This window comes from Streptomyces gottesmaniae, assembly GCF_031845845.1.
Lineage (GTDB): Bacteria > Actinomycetota > Actinomycetes > Streptomycetales > Streptomycetaceae > Streptomyces > Streptomyces akebiae.
Genome location: NZ_JAVRFJ010000001.1, coordinates 237,268 through 255,919, shown reverse-complemented (window position 1 = coordinate 255,919; position 18,652 = coordinate 237,268). Strand labels below are relative to the sequence as shown.

The following is an 18,652-nucleotide window of genomic DNA, read 5'->3' as shown; positions in this document are numbered from 1 at the left end:
CGGGCACCGGCGGGCAACGGTGTCCGCGTCCGGGGACCGTCGCGGCCGTCATGTGCCGGCCCCCGCCCCGGCCCGCAGGTCGAGGCGGCCCTCGCCCGCGTACACGTTCATGGAGCCGCCGCGCAGGAAGCCGACGAGGGTCAGTCCGGTCTCCGCGGCCAGGTCCACCGCGAGGGAGGACGGAGCGGACACGGACGCGAGCACGGGGATGCCCGCCATGACGGCCTTCTGGGCGAGTTCGAAGGACGCCCGTCCGGAGACCAGCAGGACGCTTCGCGACAGCGGCAGTCCACCGGACCGCAGGGCACGGCCGACCACTTTGTCGACGGCGTTGTGCCGGCCGACGTCCTCCCGCAGATCCAGCAGTTCGCCCTCGGGCGAGAAGAGCCCGGCGGCGTGCAGCCCGCCGGTCCGGTCGAACACCCGTTGCGCGGCCCGCAGTCGGTCCGGAAGGAGGGCCAGCAGGTCGGGGGTGACCCGGACCGGGGGCGTGTCGGCGAGGGGCCAGGCCGCGGTCGTCCGTACCGCGTCGAGACTGGCCTTCCCGCACAGGCCGCACGACGACGTGGTGTACACGTTGCGCTCCAGCGTGATGTCGGGCAGCGGCACGCCGGGGGCGAGACGGACGTCGACGACGTTGTAGGTGTTCCGGCCGTCCTGGGTGGCGCCCGCGCAGTACACGATGGCGGCCACGTCCGAGGCGCGGCTCACGACGCCCTCGCTCACCAGGAACCCGGCGGCGAGGGCGAAGTCGTCGCCGGGTGTGCGCATGGTGATGGCCAGGGGTCTGCCGTCGAGGCGGATCTCCATCGGTTCTTCGGCGACCAGTGTGTCGGGGCGGGTGCTCGGTTCCCCGTCCCGGATCCGCAGCACGCGCCGTCGTTCGGTGACCCGTCCCATGGCCTCACTCCCCGTTCCGCCGTCGTGGCACCGGCCGGTGCCCCGCGGCGCTCAGCACTCGATGACGTTGACGGCGAGGCCGCCGCGGGCGGTCTCCTTGTACTTGACCTTCATGTCGGCGCCGGTCTCCTTCATGGTCTTGATGACCTTGTCGAGGGAGACGTGGTGGCGGCCGTCGCCGCGCATCGCCATACGGGCGGCGGTGACGGCCTTCACCGCGGCCATGCCGTTGCGTTCGATGCAGGGGATCTGGACGAGGCCGCCGACGGGGTCGCAGGTGAGGCCGAGGTTGTGTTCCATGCCGATCTCGGCGGCGTTCTCGACCTGTTCGGGGCTGCCGCCGAGGACTTCGGCGAGTCCGCCGGCGGCCATGGAGCAGGCGGAGCCGACCTCGCCCTGGCAGCCGACCTCGGCGCCGGAGATGGAGGCGTTCTCCTTGAAGAGCATGCCGATGGCGCCGGCCGCGAGCAGGAACCGCACGATCCCGTCGTCGTCGGCGCCCGGCACGAACTCCAGGAAGTAGTGGAGGACGGCGGGGATGATGCCGGCCGCGCCGTTCGTCGGCGCGGTGACGACCCGGCCGCCGGCGGCGTTCTCCTCGTTCACGGCCATCGCGTAGAGCGTGATCCACTCCATGGCGCGGGCCAACGGGTCGCCCTCGCCGCGCAGGGCGCGCGCGGCCGCGGCCGCCCGGCGACGGACCTTCAGACCGCCGGGGAGGATGCCCTCGCGGCCCAGGCCGCGTGCGATACAGGCCTCCATGACGTGCCAGATCTCCAGCAGGCCCGCGCGAATCTCCTCCTCGGTGCGCCAGGCCTTCTCGTTCTCCAGCATCAGCGCGGAGATCGACAGGCCGGTCTCCCGGGTGAGCCGCAGCAGTTCGTCACCGGTGCCGAACGGGTGGGGCAGCATGGTGTCGTCGAGCGTGATCCGGTCCGCGCCGGCCGCTTCCTCGTCGACCACGAAGCCGCCGCCGACGGAGTAGTACGTCTTCTCCAGCAGCGGCGCACCGTCGGCGTCGTACGCGAAGAGGATCATGCCGTTGGCGTGGTACGGCAGTGACCGCCTGCGGTGCAGGACCAGGTCGGTCGAGGTGTCGAAGCCGACCTCGTGGGCGGGGCCGATCTCGGCGCCGAGGAGACGGATGCGCCCGGTGGCGCGGATCCGCTCGACGTCCAGGTCGGCCCGGACGACGTCGACCGTGTGCGGCTCGTTGCCCTCCAGGCCGAGCAGGACCGCCTTGGGGGTGCCGTGGCCGTGACCGGTGGCACCGAGGGAACCGAACAACTCCGCCCGTACGGCGGCGGTCTGGGCCAGCGCTCCGTCCTGCTTCAGCCGCCTGACGAACATCCCGGCGGCGCGCATCGGGCCGACCGTGTGCGAGCTGGACGGGCCGATGCCTATGGAGAACAGGTCGAAGACGCTGATTGCCACGCCACACTCCGTGGAGTTGGAGGGGACGTGCCGATCGGTGACGGCACGCCCTCTGCGGGAGGTTGTCGGTCACAGCCCCGGGTAGAGGGGGTGCTTGTCGGCGAGTGCCTTGACGCGGGTCTTCAGCGCCTCCGCGTCGTGGGCGGGCTTCAGTGCCTCGGCGATGACGTCCGCGACCTCGGTGAAGTCCTCGGCGGTGAAACCGCGCGTGGCCAGGGCGGGCGTGCCGATGCGCAGGCCGGAGGTGACCATCGGCGGGCGCGGGTCGTTGGGGATCGCGTTGCGGTTGACCGTGATGCCGACCTCGTGGAGACGGTCCTCGGCCTGCTGCCCGTCCAGTTCGGAGGCGCGCAGGTCGACCAGGATCAGGTGCACGTCGGTGCCGCCGGACAGCACGTCGACACCGGCCGCGCGGGCGTCGGGAGCCGTCAGACGCTCGGCGAGGATCCGCGCGCCCTCGACCGTGCGCCGCTGGCGCTCCTTGAACTCCTCGCTCGCCGCGACCTTGAAGGACACCGCCTTCGCCGCGATGACGTGCTCCAGCGGGCCGCCCTGGAAGCCGGGGAAGACGGAGGAGTTGAGCTTCTTCGCGAAGTCCTTCCTGGCGAGGATGATGCCGCCGCGCGGCCCGCCGAGCGTCTTGTGCGTGGTGGAGGTGACCACGTCCGCGTACGGCACGGGGTTGGGGTGCAGCCCGGCCGCGACCAGGCCCGCGAAGTGCGCCATGTCCACCCACAGGTACGCCCCGACCTCGTCGGCGATCCGGCGGAAGGCGGCGAAGTCCAGCTGACGGGGGTAGGCCGACCAGCCCGCGATGATCACCTTCGGGCGGTGCTCCTTGGCGAGCCGCTCGACCTCGGCCATGTCGACGAGCCCGGCGTCGTCCACGTGGTACGCGACCACGTCGAACTGCTTGCCGGAGAAGTTCAGCCGCATCCCGTGGGTGAGGTGGCCGCCGTGCGCCAGGTCCAGGCCGAGGATGGTGTCGCCGGGCTGGGCCAGCGCGAACAGCGCGGCCTGGTTGGCGGAGGCCCCGGAGTGCGGCTGGACGTTGGCGTACTCGGCGCCGAACAGGTCCTTGACCCGGTCGATGGCGATCTGCTCGGCGACGTCGACGTGCTCACAGCCGCCGTAGTAGCGGCGGCCCGGGTAGCCCTCGGCGTACTTGTTGGTCAGCACCGAGCCCTGGGCCTCCATGACCGCCACCGGAGCGAAGTTCTCCGAGGCGATCATCTCCAGGGTGGACTGCTGACGGTGCAGCTCGGCGTCGACGGCGGCGGCGACCTCGGGGTCGAGGTCGTGCAGGGACTGGTTGAACAGGGTCATCAGCGGTCTCCTGGGCGGGTTCCGGAGGGAGGAGAGGGGGACGGGACACTCACGAGACGACGCTCACCTGCGGAACGCTCAGGACACCGCGAGGGCGGCGACGGGGACGAGCGTGCGGCGGAGCCGGTTGAAGAACTTCGGCTGGTTCAGGGAGAGCACGGCCACGGGACGGCCCTCGTACCGGTAGACAGCCGTGAAGGTACGGCTGTCGAGGTCGCCCTCGACGACCTCGGGCTCGGCGCCCGGGGCGACGTACCCCGCGAGCTGGATGCGTGTGCGGTACTGGTCGGACCAGAAGTACGGGGCGGTGAGCGGGGCGGGCGCGGACACGCCGGTCAGCAGGGTGCGGGCGGCGGTCCTCGCCTGCTCGGTGGCGTTGCTCCAGTGCTCGACGCGGGCGTGCCGTCCGGTGAACGGGTGGGGGCAGCGGGCCACGTCGCCGACGGCGACGACTCCGGGAACGGTGGTCGCGCAGCCGGAGTCGCACACCACGCCGTCGTCCACCAGTACTCCGGAGCCGGCGAGCCAGTCGGTGTTGGGCCGTACACCCACGCCGACCACGACGGTGTCGGCGGGCAGCACCCGTCCGTCCGCCAGCCGTACACCGGTGACCCGGTCCCCGCCGAGGAGTTCGGCGACGCCGGTGCCGCACAGCAGGTCCACGCCGTGATCGGTGTGCAGGGAGGAGCAGACCAGGCCCATCTCGCGGCCCAGTTGGCGCTCCAGCGGTACGTCGGCCGCCTCGACGACGGTGACGTGCGCTCCGAGCCGGTGGGCGGTGGAGGCCACCTCGGCCCCGATGAAGCCGGCGCCGATGACGACGAGCCGGGGCAGGCCCGTCAGCAGTTCGGTCCGCAGGGCCAGGGCGTCGTCCAGGGTGCGCAGGGTGTGCACGCCGGCCGGCCCGTCGGAGCCGGGCAGGGTGCGCGGGCTCGCGCCGGTGGCGACGACCACGCCGTGGGTGCGCACCTGGCGGCCACCGGTCAGCGTGACGGTCCGGGCGGCGGGGTCGAGGCGCACCGCCCGTTCGCCGAGCAGCCAGTGCACGTCCAGGTCGTCGTACTCCTCGGGGTCGCCGAGGGCGAGCGCGTCGGCGTCGAGCTCTCCCTTGAGGAAGTCCTTGGACAGCGGCGGACGGTCGTAGGGGGCGTGGCGCTCCTCCCCCACGACGACGATCTCGCCGTCGTAGCCCTCCGCGCGCAGCGCGCGGACCGTGCTCAGGCCCGCCAGCGACGCTCCGACGACGGTGATGCTCCTCATGGCGGGCTCCAGACGAGAGGCTGTCTCATATGTGTTCGTCTCACATGACACAACGACGGGCGTTATGCGCAACATGGTTTCGGTGGAGTTCTGGGGTGTCAAGGGGCGGGACCGAGCGAGGTCAGTGCGCGGGTCCGACGTCCAGCTTGTTCTGGAGCCAGGTGTGGAACGCGCCGATGTGGTGCTCGCTGGGCACCAGCACACCGCCCTTGGCGTACGCCTTCGAGCTCATCGCCGGCTGGGTGCGCTCGCAGGCGTCGAAGTCCTGCTGGTTGACCCGGTGGAAGAGCTCCACCGAACGCTCCACGTCCTTGCCGCTCTCGACGACGTGCGGCAGGTACAGCCAGTCGCACTCGACGATCGTGCGGTCGGCCGCCATGGGGTACATCCGGTGGAAGATCACATGGTCGGGTACGAGGTTGATGAACACCTGCGGCCGGACGGTGATCGCGTAGTAGCGGCGGTCCTGGTCCTCCGCGACACCGGGAATGCGGTCCAGCCCTTCGGAGCCGTCCACGGTGAACCCCCGCACCTCCTCACCGAACTCCGCGCCGTGGCCCACGTAGTACTGGGCGGCGTACCCGTCCGCGAACTCCGGCAGCACCTCGGTCAGTTCGGGATGGATCGTGGCGCAGTGGTAGCACTCCATGAAGTTCTCGATGATGAGCTTCCAGTTCGCCTTCACGTCGTACGTGATCCGACGGCCCACCGAGAGGCTGCCGATGTCGTAGCGCTCGATCGACTCGACGTCGCCGAGCCGCTCGACGACCGCGCCCAGTACGTCGGCCTCGAAGGACGGCGGCTCGTCGGCCAGGCACACCCACACATAGCCGAGCCACTCCCGCACATGGACGTCGACCAGGCCGTACGCGGTGCGGTCGATGTCCGGCATCGAGGTCAGGTTGGGCGCGGCGACGAGCTTGCCGTCCAGGCCGTACGTCCAGGCGTGGTACGGACACTGGAAGGCCCGCTTGACCTCGCCGGACTCCTCGGTGCAGAGCTTGGCACCGCGGTGCCGGCAGATGTTGAGGAAGGCCTTGACCGAGCCGTCCCGGGAGCGGGAGACGAGGACGCTCTCGCGTCCGACCTGGTAGGTGCGGAAGGCGCCGGGCTTCGCCAGCTCGGAGGCGCGGGCCACACAGAACCACATGGCCTCGAAGACCCGCTCCTGCTCCTGGGCGAAGACTCCGGGGTCCGTGTAGTACTCGCCCGACAGCGTGGGGATCAGGCTGGGCGGCAGATTCGTGAGGGTCATCGAGTCACCTTCGGGAAAATCGGGAAGCGATGGCGGGCGGGTCAGTGGCCGCGGGTGATCCACGCGTCGAGGTGGGGCGCCTCGGCCCCGATCGTGGTGGTGTCGCCGTGACCGGTGTGCACGGTGGTGGCGGCGGGGAGCGTCAGCAGCCGGTCCCGGATGGAGGCGATGATGGTGCCGAAGTCCGAGAAGGAACGGCCGGTGGCCCCGGGACCGCCCTGGAAGAGCGTGTCGCCGGAGAACAGGGCGTTCAGCTCGGGTGCGTGGAGGCAGACCGCGCCGGGCGAGTGGCCGGGGGTGTGCAGCACCGTCAGCTCGACGCCGGCGACGGTCAGGGTCGCGCCCGCGGCCAGCGGGCGGAAGTCGGGCGCGTCCTCGCCGTGCGCCATCTTCCACAGGACCGTGTCGGCGGGGTGGAGCATGACGGGCGCGCCATGGCGGGCGGCCAGGGCCGGGGCCGCGTTGACGTGGTCGTTGTGGGCGTGGGTGCACACGACGGCGACCAGACGGCGGTCGCCCACGGCGGCCGCGATGGCGTCCGCGTCGTGCGCGGCGTCGACGACGAGGACCTCCTCGTCGTCGCCGATCAGCCAGACGTTGTTGTCGACCTCCCAGGTGCCGCCGTCCAGTTCGAAGGTGCCGGAGGTGACGAGGCGCTCGACCCGGGCGGTCACAGGACCACCACCGAACGCAGGACGTCGCCGTGGTGCATCTTGGCGAACGCGGCCTCGACCTCGTCCAGGCCGATGGTCTCGGTGACGAACTCTCCCAGGTCGAAGCGGCCCTGGAGGTAGAGGTCGATCAGGGCGGGGAAGTCGCGGGAGGGCAGGCAGTCGCCGTACCAGGAGGACTTCAGCGCGCCGCCCCGCCCGAAGACGTCCAGCAACGGCAGTTCGAGCTTCAGCTCAGGGGTGGGGACCCCCACCAGGACGGCGGTACCGGCCAGGTCGCGGGCGTAGAAGGCCTGCTTGAAGGTCTCCGGGCGGCCGACCGCGTCCACGACCACGTCGGCGCCGAAGCCACCGGTGAGCTCGCGGATCGCCTCGACGGCGTCGGTCCTGGAGGAGTCGACGGTGTCGGTGGCACCGAACCGCTCGGCCCACTTCAGCTTCCGCTCGTCGACGTCGACGGCGATGATGCGGCCGGCTCCGGCGACCTTGGCGCCCGCGATCGCGGCCATGCCCACGCCGCCGCAGCCGATCACCGCGATGGAGTCCCCGCGTCCCACGCCACCGGTGTGGACCGCGGCGCCGAAACCGGCCATCACGCCGCAGCCGAGGAGCCCGGCGGCGGCCGGGGAGGCCATGGAGTCGACCTTGGTGCACTGGCCTGCGGCGACCAGGGTCTTCTCGGCGAAGGCGCCGATGCCGAGGGCCGGGGCGAGCGGCGTGCCGTCGGCCAGGGTCATCGGCTGGGTGGCGTTGTGGGTGGCGAAGCAGTACCAGGGTGTGCCTCTGCGGCAGGCCCGGCAGGTGCCGCAGACTGCGCGCCAGTTGAGGATGACGAAGTCGCCGGGGGCGACGTCGGTGACTCCCTCGCCGACCGACTCCACCACGCCCGCCGCCTCGTGACCGAGCAGGAACGGGAACTCGTCGTTGATCCCGCCCTCCCGGTAGTGCAGGTCCGTGTGGCAGACACCGCAGGCCTGCACCCGTACCAGCGCCTCACCGGGGCCGGGGTCCGGCACCAGGACGGTCTCCACCGAGACCGGGGCGCCCTTCTTTCGGGCGACGACGGCGCGTACCTCGTGTGTCACGGTCGATCTCCTCGTCGAGGAAGGGAGGGGGAAAGGGGGAGGGACTTCACCGGGCCGGCCGGCCCGGACGGGGACCGTGGCCGAGCCGCCGATCGTCGCGTTTCATATGACGCAACCATGTTCGCTATGAGCAACGACGACCAAACTGTCTCCTCGCGGACACCCACTGTCAAGAGGTTGACCACCCCGACTTGCCCGCTCCCCCTCGACGCCTCCCCCTTCCCTGGACGCGAGGGTCCGTGCGAGCATGCGGGCGACCGGTTCCGGCCATGGTCACCGCACTCCACGAGCACCTCGGAACCATCGGGAGCGGCTGCGTATAGTTGCACCATGAGCAACTACTCGGCAGAGGACGCAACAACGGGTCCCGCGGTGAACGGTGTGCAGTCCGTCGACCGTGCCGTCAGCGTCCTGGAGATCCTCGCCCGGCGCGGCGAGGCCGGTGTCAGTGAGGTCGCCGCCGAGATCGACGTCCACAAGTCGACCGCCTTCCGGCTCCTCGGGGCGCTGGAGGCACGCGGACTGGTCGAGCAGACGGCCGAGCGGGGCAAGTACCGGCTCGGCTTCGGCATCGTGCGGCTCGCCGGCGCCGTCACGGGCCGGCTCGACATCACCCAGCAGGGCCGGCAGGTGTGCGAGCGGCTCAGCGAGGAGATCGGCGAGACCGTCAACATCGCCGTGCTCCAGGAGCACTACGCGGTCAATCTCCACCAGGTGCGCGGCCCGGGCGCGGTCGGCACCCACAACTGGGTCGGCCAGCTCACCCCTGTGCACGCCACGTCCAGCGGCAAGATCCTGCTGGCCCACCTCTCGGAGCGGCGGCGGGCCGAGGTGCTGGAGGCGTCCGGGCTGCGCAAGCTGACGCCGCACACGCTGACGACCAGGGCGAAGCTGGAGAAGGACCTCACCACGGCGCGCGAGCTCGGGTACGCGGTGACGCTGGAGGAACTGGAGATCGGACTGCACGCGATGGCGGCCCCGATCCGCTCCCGCGAGGGCCAGGTCGTCGCCGCGCTCAGCGCCTCCGGCCCGGCCTACCGCTTCACCGAGGAACGCATCCGGGAACTCGTGCCCGTACTGACGCGGGGCGCCGAGGAGATCAGCCGCAGGATGGGCTATCTGGGCTGACCGGCACGAACGACGCCCGGCACGAAACCGACCGCGCCGCCACCGCCGCCTCGACGCCCCAGCGAGCCGTCACCCGTACCGCGTCCAGCGTCGAGGCGACATCGTGCACCCGCAGGCACCAGACGCCCTGTGCGGCGGCGAGCACGGACACGGCGGTGGTCGCGGCGTCACGCTCCCGTGCCGGGCGCGGTTCCCCCGTCGCCCGGTCCGCCAACAGCCTCCCCAGAAAGGCCTTGCGGGACGCGCCCACCAGGACGGGACGGCCCAGCGCGCGGACCTCCCCGAGCCGGCCCAGCAACTCCCAGTTGTGCTCGGACGCCTTGGCGAAGCCCAGCCCGGGGTCGACGATCAGCGACCCGGGTGGGACGCCCGCCTCCAGGGCCGCGTCGATCCTCAGCCGCAGCTCCTTGAGCACGTCGTCGACCACATCGCCGTAGACGGCGTTCGCCTGCATACCGGCCGAGTGTCCACGCCAGTGCATCAGCACGTACGGCACACCCGCCCGGGCCATCAGGGGCAGCATCGCGGGATCGGCGAGGCCCCCCGACACATCGTTGACCAGCCGTGCGCCCGCCTCCAGCGCACGGGCGGCGACCTCGGCCCGCATGGTGTCCACACTGACGACCGCGCCCGCCGCCGCGAGGTCCCGGACGACGGGCAGCACCCGTCGCAGTTCCTCCTCGACCGGTGGGCGCACCGCACCGGGCCGGGTCGACTCGCCGCCCACGTCCACGATGTCCGCGCCCTGCTCCAGCAGGGCACGGCCATGTGCCATGGCCGCCTCGGCGGCGAACGACAGCCCGCCGTCGGAGAACGAGTCCGGCGTGACGTTCACGACGCCCATGACCAACGTGCGTGCGGGCCTCGGCAGCCCGTGCGGGTGCAGGTCCGGCGTGCCCGGGTGCCACGGCGTGGTGGTGGCGTGGGCCGTGACGGTCACCGGTGTCCGACCTTCGGCGCGCTGACAGGTACTCGCATGCCTCAGACGTACTCCGTCGCCGCGTCGAGCAGCCAGTCCGCCAGATAGCCGGCGAACGACGAACGGACCAGGACCCAGAAACCGGCGCTGGGCTCCTCCCGTGCGACCAGGACGACCTGGGTGCGGGCCAGGGTGGTCTGGGCGCAGCGTCCGGCGCCGAAGGCTCTCGGGTGCAGGTCCAGCGGGCAGCCGTGGGCCAGCAGCTCGCGGGCGCCGGTGCCCGCGACGAGGACCGTGGTGCGCTGTGCGGAGACGTCGGTCACGGAGACCGGCTCCTCTCCGGCGGCCTCCCGGATCCGGCTCTCCAGCTCGCGCCCGCCACCCGGCGGCCCCACGAGCAGCCACTCGTCGGGGCCGAGCCACAGCGCGGTCAACTCCCCCGCGCGGGCGACGGTGTTGGGCTCCAGCGGCAGCGGGAGGCCCAGCGCGAGGCCGACGGCGTCCGCCGCCGCCCCCTTGGCGTCCAGACGCACGTCGAGCTGGGTGAGGAAGGGCAGTTCGGCCAGCCGGATCCTGCCCCCGGAGGTGCGGGTGGCGGCGGCCAGCCGGTCGGCGGCCCCGGACAGGGGGCTGCGGGGCCGGGAGGTCGGGGCGGTGTCAGCCATCGCGGCGGGCTCCCTCGGGGTCGTAGAGGACGGGGCTCGCGACGGTCACGGGGACCAGTCGGTCGCCCACGGGGGCGTACAGCCGCTCGCCGAGGCGGTCCCTGCCGCCCTTGACCAGGGCGAGCGCGAAGGTCCGGCCGAGGGCGGCGCTGCGGTAGCTGGAGGTGACGTGGCCCAGCATCGGGACGGGCGGGGCCGGCAGCACGCTGTCGGCGACCAGATGGGTGCCCTCGGGGAGGAAGGCGCCCGGGTCCTCGGGGAGGAGGCCGACCAGGTGCTTGCGGTCGGGGCGGGCGGTGTCCGCGCGGGCATGGGACCGCTTGCCGATGAAGTCCGGCTTCTTCTTCGAGACCACCCAGCTCATTCCGAGGTCCTGCGGGGTGACGGTGCCGTCGGTGTCCTGGCCGATGATCGGGTAGCCCTTCTCGGCCCGCAGGACGTGCATGGTCTCGGTGCCGTACGGGGTGATGCCGTACGGGGCGCCGGCCTCGTACAGCGCCTCCCAGAGGGCCAGGGCCTCCCACGGCGACACGTTGATCTCGTAGGCGAGTTCACCGGAGAAACTGATCCGGCAGACCCTGGCCTCGATGCCCGCGACGGTCGTCTCGCGCCAGGCCATGAACGGGAAGTCCTCGTTGGACACGGCCAGCCGCGGGGCGAGGGAGCCGAGGACCTCGCGGGACTTCGGCCCGACCAGCGCGACCGTGGCCCACTGCTCGGTCACCGACGTGCAGTGGACCTTCAGTTCGGGCCACTCCGTCTGGAGCCACTCCTCCATCCAGTCGAGCACGGTGGCGGCGTTGCCGGTCGTCGTGGTGACCAGGTAGCGGTCCTGGGCGACCCGGATGACCGTGCCGTCGTCGAAGACCATGCCGTCGGGGCGGCACATGACGCCGTAGCGGATCATGCCGACCTTCAGGGTGCTCATCATGTTGGTGTAGAGCAGGTCGAGGAAGACACCGGCGTCGGGACCCTGGACGTCGATCTTGCCGAGGGTGGAGGCGTCCATGAAGCCCACGCCCTCACGGGTGGCCGCGCACTCGCGCAGCACGGCGGCCTCCATGTCCTCGCCGTCCCGCGGGTAGTACCAGGGGCGCTTCCACTGGCCGACGTTCTCGAACAGCGCGCCGCGGGCGACATGCCACTCGTGGAGGGCGGTCGTACGGACCGGATCGCTGAGCACGCCCCGGTCACGGCCCGCGAGGGCGGCGAAGGAGACCGGTGTGTACGGCGGGCGGAAGGTGGTCGTGCCGAGAGCCGAGACGTCCACGCCGAGCAGTTCGGCGACGACACCGCCGGCCAGCACGCCCGAGGTCTTGCCCTGGTCGTTGGCGGTGCCCGCCGTGGTGTACCGCTTGGTGTGCTCCACCGAGCGCATGCCGGCGCCGGTCGCGCGGGCCAGGTCGGCCACCGTGACGTCGCGCTGGAGGTCGACGAACCGCGGGGCGTCCGACTCGCCCGGGACGACGTACACATGCATCGGCGGTGTCCCGGCGGGCCGCGCGGCGACCGCGGGAAGGCGGGGCGCCTCGGCCGTGTATCCCTCGGCCTCGATCGCGCGGGCACCGGCGGCGGCGCCCTGGGCGAGGACGGCGGCCGGGTCGAGGAGACCGCTGGCGCTGCCCACGACCTCGACCGCCTGACGGCAGGTGTCGGGCACGAAGGAGCCCAGCGACGCGTCGTGGCGCAGCTTGCCGCCGGACTGGCTGAACAGGTGCGCCACCGGGTTCCAGCCGCCGGAGACCAGCAACAGGTCCGCGGCGAACACCCGCTGTCCGGCGGACTCCCCGTACGGGGCGACGCTCACGGCGGTGAGGCGGGGCTCGCCCTCGGTGCCGGTGACGGCGTGTCCGGCCAGGACCTCGATGCCGGCGGCCGTGGCGCGCTCGGCCCACTCCCCCGGTTCGGGGCGGGTGTCGACGATCGCGGTGACGGTCAGGCCCGCCGAGGCGAGGTCCAGGGCCGCCTCGTAGGCGCTGTCGTTGGTGGTGAGGACGACCGCGCGGCGGCCGGGCAGGGCGCCGTGGCGGTTGACGTGGGTGCGGGCGGAGGAGGCCAGCATCACGCCGGGGCGGTCGTTGTCCGCGAAGGCCAGGGAGCGTTCGTGGGCGCCGGTCGCGAGGACGACGCGGCGGGCGCGGATGCGGTGGACGCGTTCCCGGGAGACGTTCTCCGGGGCCGCACCGCCGAGGTGGTTGGTGCGCCGCTCGACGGCGAGGAGGTGGTTGTCGTCGTAGTAGCCGAAGACGGTGGTCCGGCGCAGGACGCGGACCTCGGGGGCGGCGTCGAGCAGGTCGGCGGTCTCCCTCACCCAGTCGAGGTGTTCGGCGGTGCCGAGGAGGCTGCCGCCGGGTTCCGGCTGGTCGTCGGCGAGGATGACGCGGGCGCCGCTTCTCGCGGCCGCCGCCGCGGCCGCGAGCCCGGCCGGACCCGCGCCGACGATCAGGAGGTCGCAGTGGGTGTGTACGGCGTCGTAACGGGCGGGGTCGGGTTCCGTGGCGAGGCGGCCCTGGCCGGGGAGGCTGGTCGCGACCAGGCCGTCGTACAGCTCGACGGTCGTCGCGGGGAGCATCGGCTCGGGGAAGGGTTCCTCGATCTGGACGACCGCGTTGGGCTCTTCGACGCCGGCGGAGAAGATGCCCCGGGGGCGGCCGAGTCTGATGCTGGTGCCCGCCTCGACGACGCCGTTGGCGAGGAGGGCGGAGGCGAGGGTGTCGCCTCGGTGGCCCTGGTATGCGGTGCCGTCGAAGGTGAAGGTGAGGGAGGTGTCGCGGTCGATGCGGCCTCGGGTGGGGTGGCGGAACGGTTGGGTCGTCCCGCCCCCGCCGCCCCCGCCCGTCCCGTCCTCGTGCGCCGCACGGGCCGATGGTGCCGGACTCGGCTCGGAAGTGACCGCGAGCGGCGCCGGCTCGGACACCGCACTGGCTGGGAGCACGGGCCTCGGCTCAGGAGTCGCCGGCCGTTCCTCGCCCGCGCGGTACACCGACAGGATCTCGTTCGTCGAGGTGTCGCGGACCGCGTTGAACCAGCGGCGGCAGCCCGCCGCGTGGCTCCAGCGTTCGGCGAAGGGGCCTTTGGTGTTGTCGCGGAAGAAGAGGTAGCGGGCCCACTCCTCGTCCGTGAGGGTCGAGGGGGTCTCGGGGTAGGCCACGTGGGCCTGGCCGCCGTAGTGGAACTCGGCCTCGTCGCGGGGCCCGCACCACGGGCAGGTGATGAGCAGCATGGTTGGGCTCCCTAGTGGGCCACCGCGGCCGCGCCGTGCTCGTCGACGAGCGCGCCGGTGGTGAAACGGTCGAGCGAGAAGGGGGCGTTGAGGGCGTGCGGGGTGTCGTGGGCGATGGTGTGGGCGTAGACCCAGCCGACGCCCGGGGTGGCCTTGAAGCCGCCCGTTCCCCAGCCGCAGTTGAGATAGAGGTTGTCGACGGGGCTGAGCCCGATGATCGGCGAGGCGTCGGGGCTGACGTCGACGATGCCGCCCCAGGTGCGCAGCACATGGGCGCGGGCGAAGACCGGGAAGAGCTCCAGGGCCGCGGCCATCTGCTCCTCGATGATGTGGAAGGCACCGCGCTGGGTGTACGAGTTGTACGCGTCGATGCCCGCGCCCATCACCAGCTCGCCCTTGTGCGCCTGGCTGACGTACACATGGACGGCGTTGGACATCACGACCGTGGGGTGCACCGGCTCCAGGAGTTCGGAGACCAGGGCCTGCAACGGGTGGCTCTGGACCGGGAGTTCGACACCCGCCATGGCGGCGAGGACCGAGGTGTGGCCCGCCGAGCAGAGCGCGACCTTGCCGGCCGCGATGCGGCCGCGGGTCGTGCGGACGCCGACGACGCGGTTGTCGACCACGTCCAGGCCGGTGACCTCGCAGTTCTGGATGATGTCGATGCCGGCCGCGTCGGCGGAGCGGGCCAGGCCCCAGGCCACGTGGTCGTGCTTGGCGATGCCCGCGCGCGGCTGGTAGGTGGCGCCCAGGACCGGGTAGCGCACGTCCTGGGAGATGTTGACGATCGGGCAGACCTCCTTGACGCCGTCGGCGTCGAGCCACTCCGCGTCCACACCGTTGAGGCGGTTGGCCTCCACACGGCGCACGCTGTCGCGGACGTCCTGCAGGCTGTGCGCGAGGTTCAGCACGCCGCGCTGGGAGAAGAGGATCGGGTAGTCGAGTTCCTCCGCCAGTCCCTCCCAGAGCTTGAGGGCGTGCTCGTAGATGCCGGCGCTCTCGTCCCACAGGTAGTTCGAGCGGATGATCGTGGTGTTGCGGGCCATGTTGCCGCCGCCGAGCCAGCCCTTCTCCAGCACCGCGACATTGGTGATGCCGTGGTTCCTGGCCAGATAGTGGGCGGTGGCCAGACCGTGTCCGCCGCCGCCGACGATCACCACGTCGTACGACTTCTTCGGCTCGGGGTCGCGCCACAGCCAGTCGGGGTGTTCGGGGAGGTCGGCGCCGGGGGTACGGGGGCTCATCGGACGTCTCCGTCTTCTGAAAGGTGCGGATGCGGCGGGTACGGGGGGACGTGCGCGTTCATACGGCGGTGGCGTTCCTCTCGGCGGCCTCGACGACGTTGGCCAGCAACATCGCGCGGGTCATGGGGCCCACCCCGCCGGGCATCGGCGCGATCCAGCCGGCGACCTGGGCGGCGTCCGGGTGGATGTCGCCGACCAGGCCCTGGTCGGTGCGGGTGATGCCGACGTCCAGGACGGCCGCGCCGGAGCGCAGCATGTCCTTGGTGATCAGCCCGGGTGAACCGGCCGCCGCGATGACGATGTCGGCCTCGCGGGTGTGCCAGGCCAGGCCCTTGGTGCCGGTGTGGCACAGGGTCACGGTGGCGTTCTCGGAGCGGCGGGTGAGCAGCAGGCCGATGGGACGGCCGACCGTGATGCCCCGGCCCACCACGCAGACCCGGGCGCCGGCGAGCGGCACCTGGTGACGGCGCAGGAGTTCGACGATGCCGCGCGGGGTGCAGGGCAGCGGGGCGTCGACGCCGAGGGTGAGCCGGCCGAGGTTGACGGGGTGCAGTCCGTCGGCGTCCTTGGCCGGGTCCATGCGCTCCAGCACGGCGTTTGCGTCGAGGTGGCGGGGCAGCGGGAGCTGGACGATGTAGCCGGTGCAGGCCGGGTCGGCGTTCAGCTCGTCGATGACGTCCTCGACCTGCTGCTGGGAGGCGTCGGCGGGCAGGTCGCGGCGGATGGAGGCGATGCCGACCTGGGCGCAGTCGCGGTGCTTGCCGGCCACATAGGCGCGGCTGCCGGGGTCCTCGCCGACCAGGACGGTGCCGAGGCCCGGCGGGCGGCCGCCGGTGGCGGTCAACTTGGCCACCCGCTCCGTGAGTTCGCGGCGGATGTCGGCGGCGGTCGCCTTGCCGTCGAGCAGCGTTGCGTTCACCGGCGGTGTTCCTTCCCTCTGCGGTCGTGGCCGGGGGTCAGCCACGGAGGCGGGACATGGTGGGGTCGAACAGGGGCTCCTCGGTGACGACCGCCTCGACGAGCTGGTCGAAGTAGCCGATGCGCAGCGCGGTTCCGGGGGCCGTGAGTTCCGTCGGGAGCCAGGCGTAGGCGATGCCCTTGCCGATGGTGTAGCCGTAGGCGGCGCTGGTGACGTAGCCGACGGGGCGGTCGCCGTCGAGGACCGGCTCCTTGCCCATGACGACCGACCGGGGGTCGTCGATGACGAGGCAGGTCAGCTTGCGCCGGACGTTCTCCTTGCGGCGAAGCAGTGCGGCCTTGCCGACGAAGTCGTCCTTGTCGAGCTTGACGGCGAAGCCGACGCCGGCCTCGTAGGGGTCGTGCTCGTAGGTCATGTCGGTGCCGAAGGAGCGGTAGCCCTTCTCCAGGCGGAGGCTGTTGAAGGCGCCGCGTCCGGCGATGACGCCGCCGAGCGGCTCGGCCGCCGCCCAGAGGGTGTCCCAGAGCTTCTGGCCCTGGTCGGCGGTGGTGTAGAGCTCCCAGCCGAGTTCGCCGACGTAGCTCAGGCGCATGGCGGTGACGGGCACCGAGCCGATGTAGGCGTGCTTGGCGCGGAAGTACTTCAGGCCGTCGCCGGAGAAGTCGGCGTCGGTGAGGGGCTGGAGGACCTTGCGGGCCAGTGGGCCCCACAGGCCGATGCAGCAGGTGCCGGGGGTGATGTCGCGGACCTGGACCGTGCCGTCGGCCGGGAGGTGGCGGGTGATCCAGTCGAGGTCGAGGTTGCCGTTGGCGCCGATCTGGAAGGTGTCGCGGGCCAGCCGGGCGACGGTGACGTCGCTGCGGATGCCGCCGTCGTGGTCGAGGAGGAGGGTGTAGGTCACCGAGCCGACGGATTTGGCGACCTTGCCGGTGCACAGGCGCTCCAGGAGGTCGGCGGCGCCGGGGCCGCTCACCTCCAGGCGCTTGAGGGCCGTCATGTCGTACATCGCGACGGTCTCGCGGGTGGCCTGGGCCTCGGCACCGACGATGGGCGACCAGTACCGCGCGGCCCAGTCGCCCGGGGTGGGGATGGAGCGGCCCTCGACGAGGCCGGCGTTGGCCTCGTACCACTGCGGGCGCTCCCAGCCGTTCGCCTCCAGGAAGAAGGCGCCGTGCTCCTGCTGGCGGGCGTGGAAGGGGCTGGTGCGGATCGGGCGGGGGTCCCCGGAGGGCTGGAGGGGGTGGAGGATGTCGTAGACCTCGACGAAGTTCTGGCAGTCGCGGGCCAGGACGTACTCCGGGGAGAGCTGGTGCGGTTCGAAGCGGTTGACGTCGCACTCGTGGAGGTCGAAGGAGGAGCAGTAGCCGTCGACCAGCCATTCGGCCATGGCCCGGCCGACGCCGGCGGAGTGGGTGACCCAGACCGCCTCGGCGACCCAGAAGCCCTTGACGTCCGGGGACTCGCCGAGCAGCGGGAAGTTGTCGGTGGTGAAGGAGAACAGGCCGTTGATGCCCTCCTCGATGTTCGCCTCCTTCGTGGAGGGCAGCAGCGACTGGGTCTCGGTCCAGGCGTCGGCGAAGTCGTCCTCGGTGAACTTCAGGACCGACGGCATGTCGTCGGCCTCGGCCACGGAGAGGATCTCGTCGGCCGTGATGGGCATCGGGCGGTGGCCGTAGTAGCCGATGCCGATGCCGTCGAAGCGGTCGCGGTAGTAGAGGTCGGCGTCCTGGTGGCGCAGGATCGGCCGGATCGCCTCCTCGGTCTGACCGGCGAGGGCCGGGATCGGGCCGGTCCAGGCGAGTTGGTGGGCGAGCGGGGTCAGCGGGAGGTTCATGCCGACCATGCGGGCGATCTTCGGGCCCCAGATGCCGGCGCAGCACACGACGATGTCGGCCGGGATCTCGCCCTGGTCGGTGAGGACGCCGGTGACCTCGCCGTCGGCCCGCAGGACGTCGAGGACCTCGTGGCGGGCCAGGAAGGTCACGCCGCGCTCGGTGGCCCGGCGGATCTGCGCCTCGACGGCGAGGACCGCCTTGGCGAGGCCGTCGGTGGGGACCAGGAGGCCGCCGAGGACCTTGTCGCGGTCGACCAGCGGGTGCCGTTCGACGCACTCGTCCGCGGTGAGCAGGCGGGACTCGATGCCCCAGGCGGTGATCCAGCCGTGGCGGCGGCGCAGTTCGGTCAGGCGCTCGGGGGTGGTGGCCACTTCGAGACCGCCGACCTGGAGGAAGCAGGGCTTGCCGTCCACGTCGAGGGAGCAGAACTTCTCGACGGTGTACCGGGCCAGCTCGGTCATCGTCTTGGAGGAGTTCGTCTGGAAGACCAGACCCGGGGCGTGTGAGGAGGAGCCCCCGGTGGCGGGGAGCGGGCCCTGGTCGACCACGGTCACCTCGGTCCAGCCTCGCGCGGAGATCTCGTCCGCGAGAGCCGCTCCCACGACGCCCGCTCCGATGATGACCACTCGGGGTCCCGCCATCGCCGCACCTCCGCCTTGTTGACCGGTCGAGCCGATCGAGTTGCTGTTTACGCAACGCGATTCAGGTTGCGCAACTCAATGTGCCTTCCGCGCAGGTGGGTGTCAAGGGTCCCGGGACCTCGGAAAACAGGCCGGAACGCGGCGATG

At 71.9% G+C, this 18,652-nt stretch carries 14 protein-coding genes; 1 reads left to right on the top strand and 13 read right to left on the bottom strand.

Annotated features, from left to right (window positions below; all coding sequences use genetic code 11):
- Window positions 1–48: 48 nt before the first annotated feature.
- From fdhD to RM704_RS01000, 7 genes are all read right to left on the bottom strand, one after another.
- Window positions 49–900: a formate dehydrogenase accessory sulfurtransferase FdhD gene (gene fdhD, locus RM704_RS01030; protein ID WP_033528747.1), complete on the bottom strand. Its 852-nt coding sequence runs from the start codon at window positions 898–900 to the stop codon at window positions 49–51.
- Window positions 901–951: 51 nt separating this feature from the next.
- On the bottom strand, window positions 952–2,334 hold the full coding sequence (locus RM704_RS01025; protein WP_033528746.1) for an L-serine ammonia-lyase: 1,383 nt from the start codon (window positions 2,332–2,334) through the stop codon (window positions 952–954).
- Window positions 2,335–2,403: 69 nt separating this feature from the next.
- Complete coding sequence (gene glyA / locus RM704_RS01020) at window positions 2,404–3,660, bottom strand: serine hydroxymethyltransferase (RefSeq protein ID WP_033528745.1); 1,257 nt, start codon at window positions 3,658–3,660, stop codon at window positions 2,404–2,406.
- A 78-nt stretch (window positions 3,661–3,738) separates the two neighbouring features.
- On the bottom strand, window positions 3,739–4,920 hold the full coding sequence (locus RM704_RS01015; RefSeq protein WP_033528744.1) for an NAD(P)/FAD-dependent oxidoreductase: 1,182 nt from the start codon (window positions 4,918–4,920) through the stop codon (window positions 3,739–3,741).
- Between the two features lie 121 nt (window positions 4,921–5,041).
- On the bottom strand, window positions 5,042–6,175 hold the full coding sequence (locus tag RM704_RS01010) for an aromatic ring-hydroxylating oxygenase subunit alpha (protein WP_033528743.1): 1,134 nt from the start codon (window positions 6,173–6,175) through the stop codon (window positions 5,042–5,044).
- 41 nt (window positions 6,176–6,216) lie between these two features.
- Window positions 6,217–6,849, bottom strand: coding sequence for an MBL fold metallo-hydrolase (locus RM704_RS01005; protein WP_033528742.1), 633 nt, complete (start codon window positions 6,847–6,849; stop codon window positions 6,217–6,219).
- Window positions 6,846–7,931: an S-(hydroxymethyl)mycothiol dehydrogenase gene (locus RM704_RS01000; RefSeq protein ID WP_033528741.1), complete on the bottom strand. Its 1,086-nt coding sequence runs from the start codon at window positions 7,929–7,931 to the stop codon at window positions 6,846–6,848. Before RM704_RS01000 ends, RM704_RS01005 begins: the two co-directional genes overlap by 4 nt.
- A gap of 330 nt (window positions 7,932–8,261) precedes the next feature.
- Here RM704_RS01000 and RM704_RS00995 point away from each other — a divergent pair, with 330 nt between their 5' ends.
- Window positions 8,262–9,059 (top strand): IclR family transcriptional regulator, encoded by a 798-nt coding sequence (locus tag RM704_RS00995; protein ID WP_052146169.1) that lies wholly within the window; start codon window positions 8,262–8,264, stop codon window positions 9,057–9,059.
- Here the strand turns inward: RM704_RS00995 and folP are convergent.
- From folP to RM704_RS00965, 6 genes are read right to left on the bottom strand one after another with little or no spacing between them, the layout of a single operon-like run.
- Window positions 9,031–9,999, bottom strand: coding sequence for a dihydropteroate synthase (folP, locus tag RM704_RS00990; RefSeq protein WP_033528740.1), 969 nt, complete (start codon window positions 9,997–9,999; stop codon window positions 9,031–9,033). The genes RM704_RS00995 and folP overlap by 29 nt on opposite strands.
- 41 nt (window positions 10,000–10,040) lie before the next feature.
- Window positions 10,041–10,643, bottom strand: coding sequence for a sarcosine oxidase subunit gamma (locus RM704_RS00985; protein ID WP_033528739.1), 603 nt, complete (start codon window positions 10,641–10,643; stop codon window positions 10,041–10,043).
- On the bottom strand, window positions 10,636–13,866 hold the full coding sequence (locus RM704_RS00980; RefSeq protein ID WP_033528738.1) for a sarcosine oxidase subunit delta family protein: 3,231 nt from the start codon (window positions 13,864–13,866) through the stop codon (window positions 10,636–10,638). Before RM704_RS00980 ends, RM704_RS00985 begins: the two co-directional genes overlap by 8 nt.
- A gap of 11 nt (window positions 13,867–13,877) precedes the next feature.
- Entirely contained in the window at window positions 13,878–15,110 is a 1,233-nt protein-coding gene (locus tag RM704_RS00975) for a sarcosine oxidase subunit beta family protein (protein WP_033528737.1), read from the bottom strand.
- Window positions 15,111–15,168: 58 nt separating this feature from the next.
- A complete protein-coding gene (locus RM704_RS00970) occupies window positions 15,169–16,029 on the bottom strand; it encodes a bifunctional methylenetetrahydrofolate dehydrogenase/methenyltetrahydrofolate cyclohydrolase (protein ID WP_033528736.1) in 861 nt (286 codons plus the stop codon).
- Between the two features lie 37 nt (window positions 16,030–16,066).
- On the bottom strand, window positions 16,067–18,505 hold the full coding sequence (locus RM704_RS00965) for a GcvT family protein (RefSeq protein ID WP_033528735.1): 2,439 nt from the start codon (window positions 18,503–18,505) through the stop codon (window positions 16,067–16,069).
- Window positions 18,506–18,652: the final 147 nt, after the last annotated feature.

Excerpts from the sequence above, each read along its gene's own strand:
- RM704_RS00965 (WP_033528735.1), bottom strand. The coding sequence starts at position 18,505 with ATGGCGGGACCCCGAGTGGTCATCATCGGAGCGGGCGTCGTGGGAGCG.
- RM704_RS00975 (WP_033528737.1), bottom strand. The coding sequence starts at position 15,110 with ATGAGCCCCCGTACCCCCGGCGCCGACCTCCCCGAACACCCCGACTGG.
- RM704_RS00985 (WP_033528739.1), bottom strand. The coding sequence starts at position 10,643 with ATGGCTGACACCGCCCCGACCTCCCGGCCCCGCAGCCCCCTGTCCGGG.
- RM704_RS00995 (WP_052146169.1), top strand. The coding sequence starts at position 8,262 with ATGAGCAACTACTCGGCAGAGGACGCAACAACGGGTCCCGCGGTGAAC.
- glyA (WP_033528745.1), bottom strand. The coding sequence starts at position 3,660 with ATGACCCTGTTCAACCAGTCCCTGCACGACCTCGACCCCGAGGTCGCC.
- RM704_RS00980 (WP_033528738.1), bottom strand. The coding sequence starts at position 13,866 with ATGCTGCTCATCACCTGCCCGTGGTGCGGGCCCCGCGACGAGGCCGAG.
- fdhD (WP_033528747.1), bottom strand. The coding sequence starts at position 900 with ATGGGACGGGTCACCGAACGACGGCGCGTGCTGCGGATCCGGGACGGG.
- RM704_RS01015 (WP_033528744.1), bottom strand. The coding sequence starts at position 4,920 with ATGAGGAGCATCACCGTCGTCGGAGCGTCGCTGGCGGGCCTGAGCACG.
- RM704_RS01010 (WP_033528743.1), bottom strand. The coding sequence starts at position 6,175 with ATGACCCTCACGAATCTGCCGCCCAGCCTGATCCCCACGCTGTCGGGC.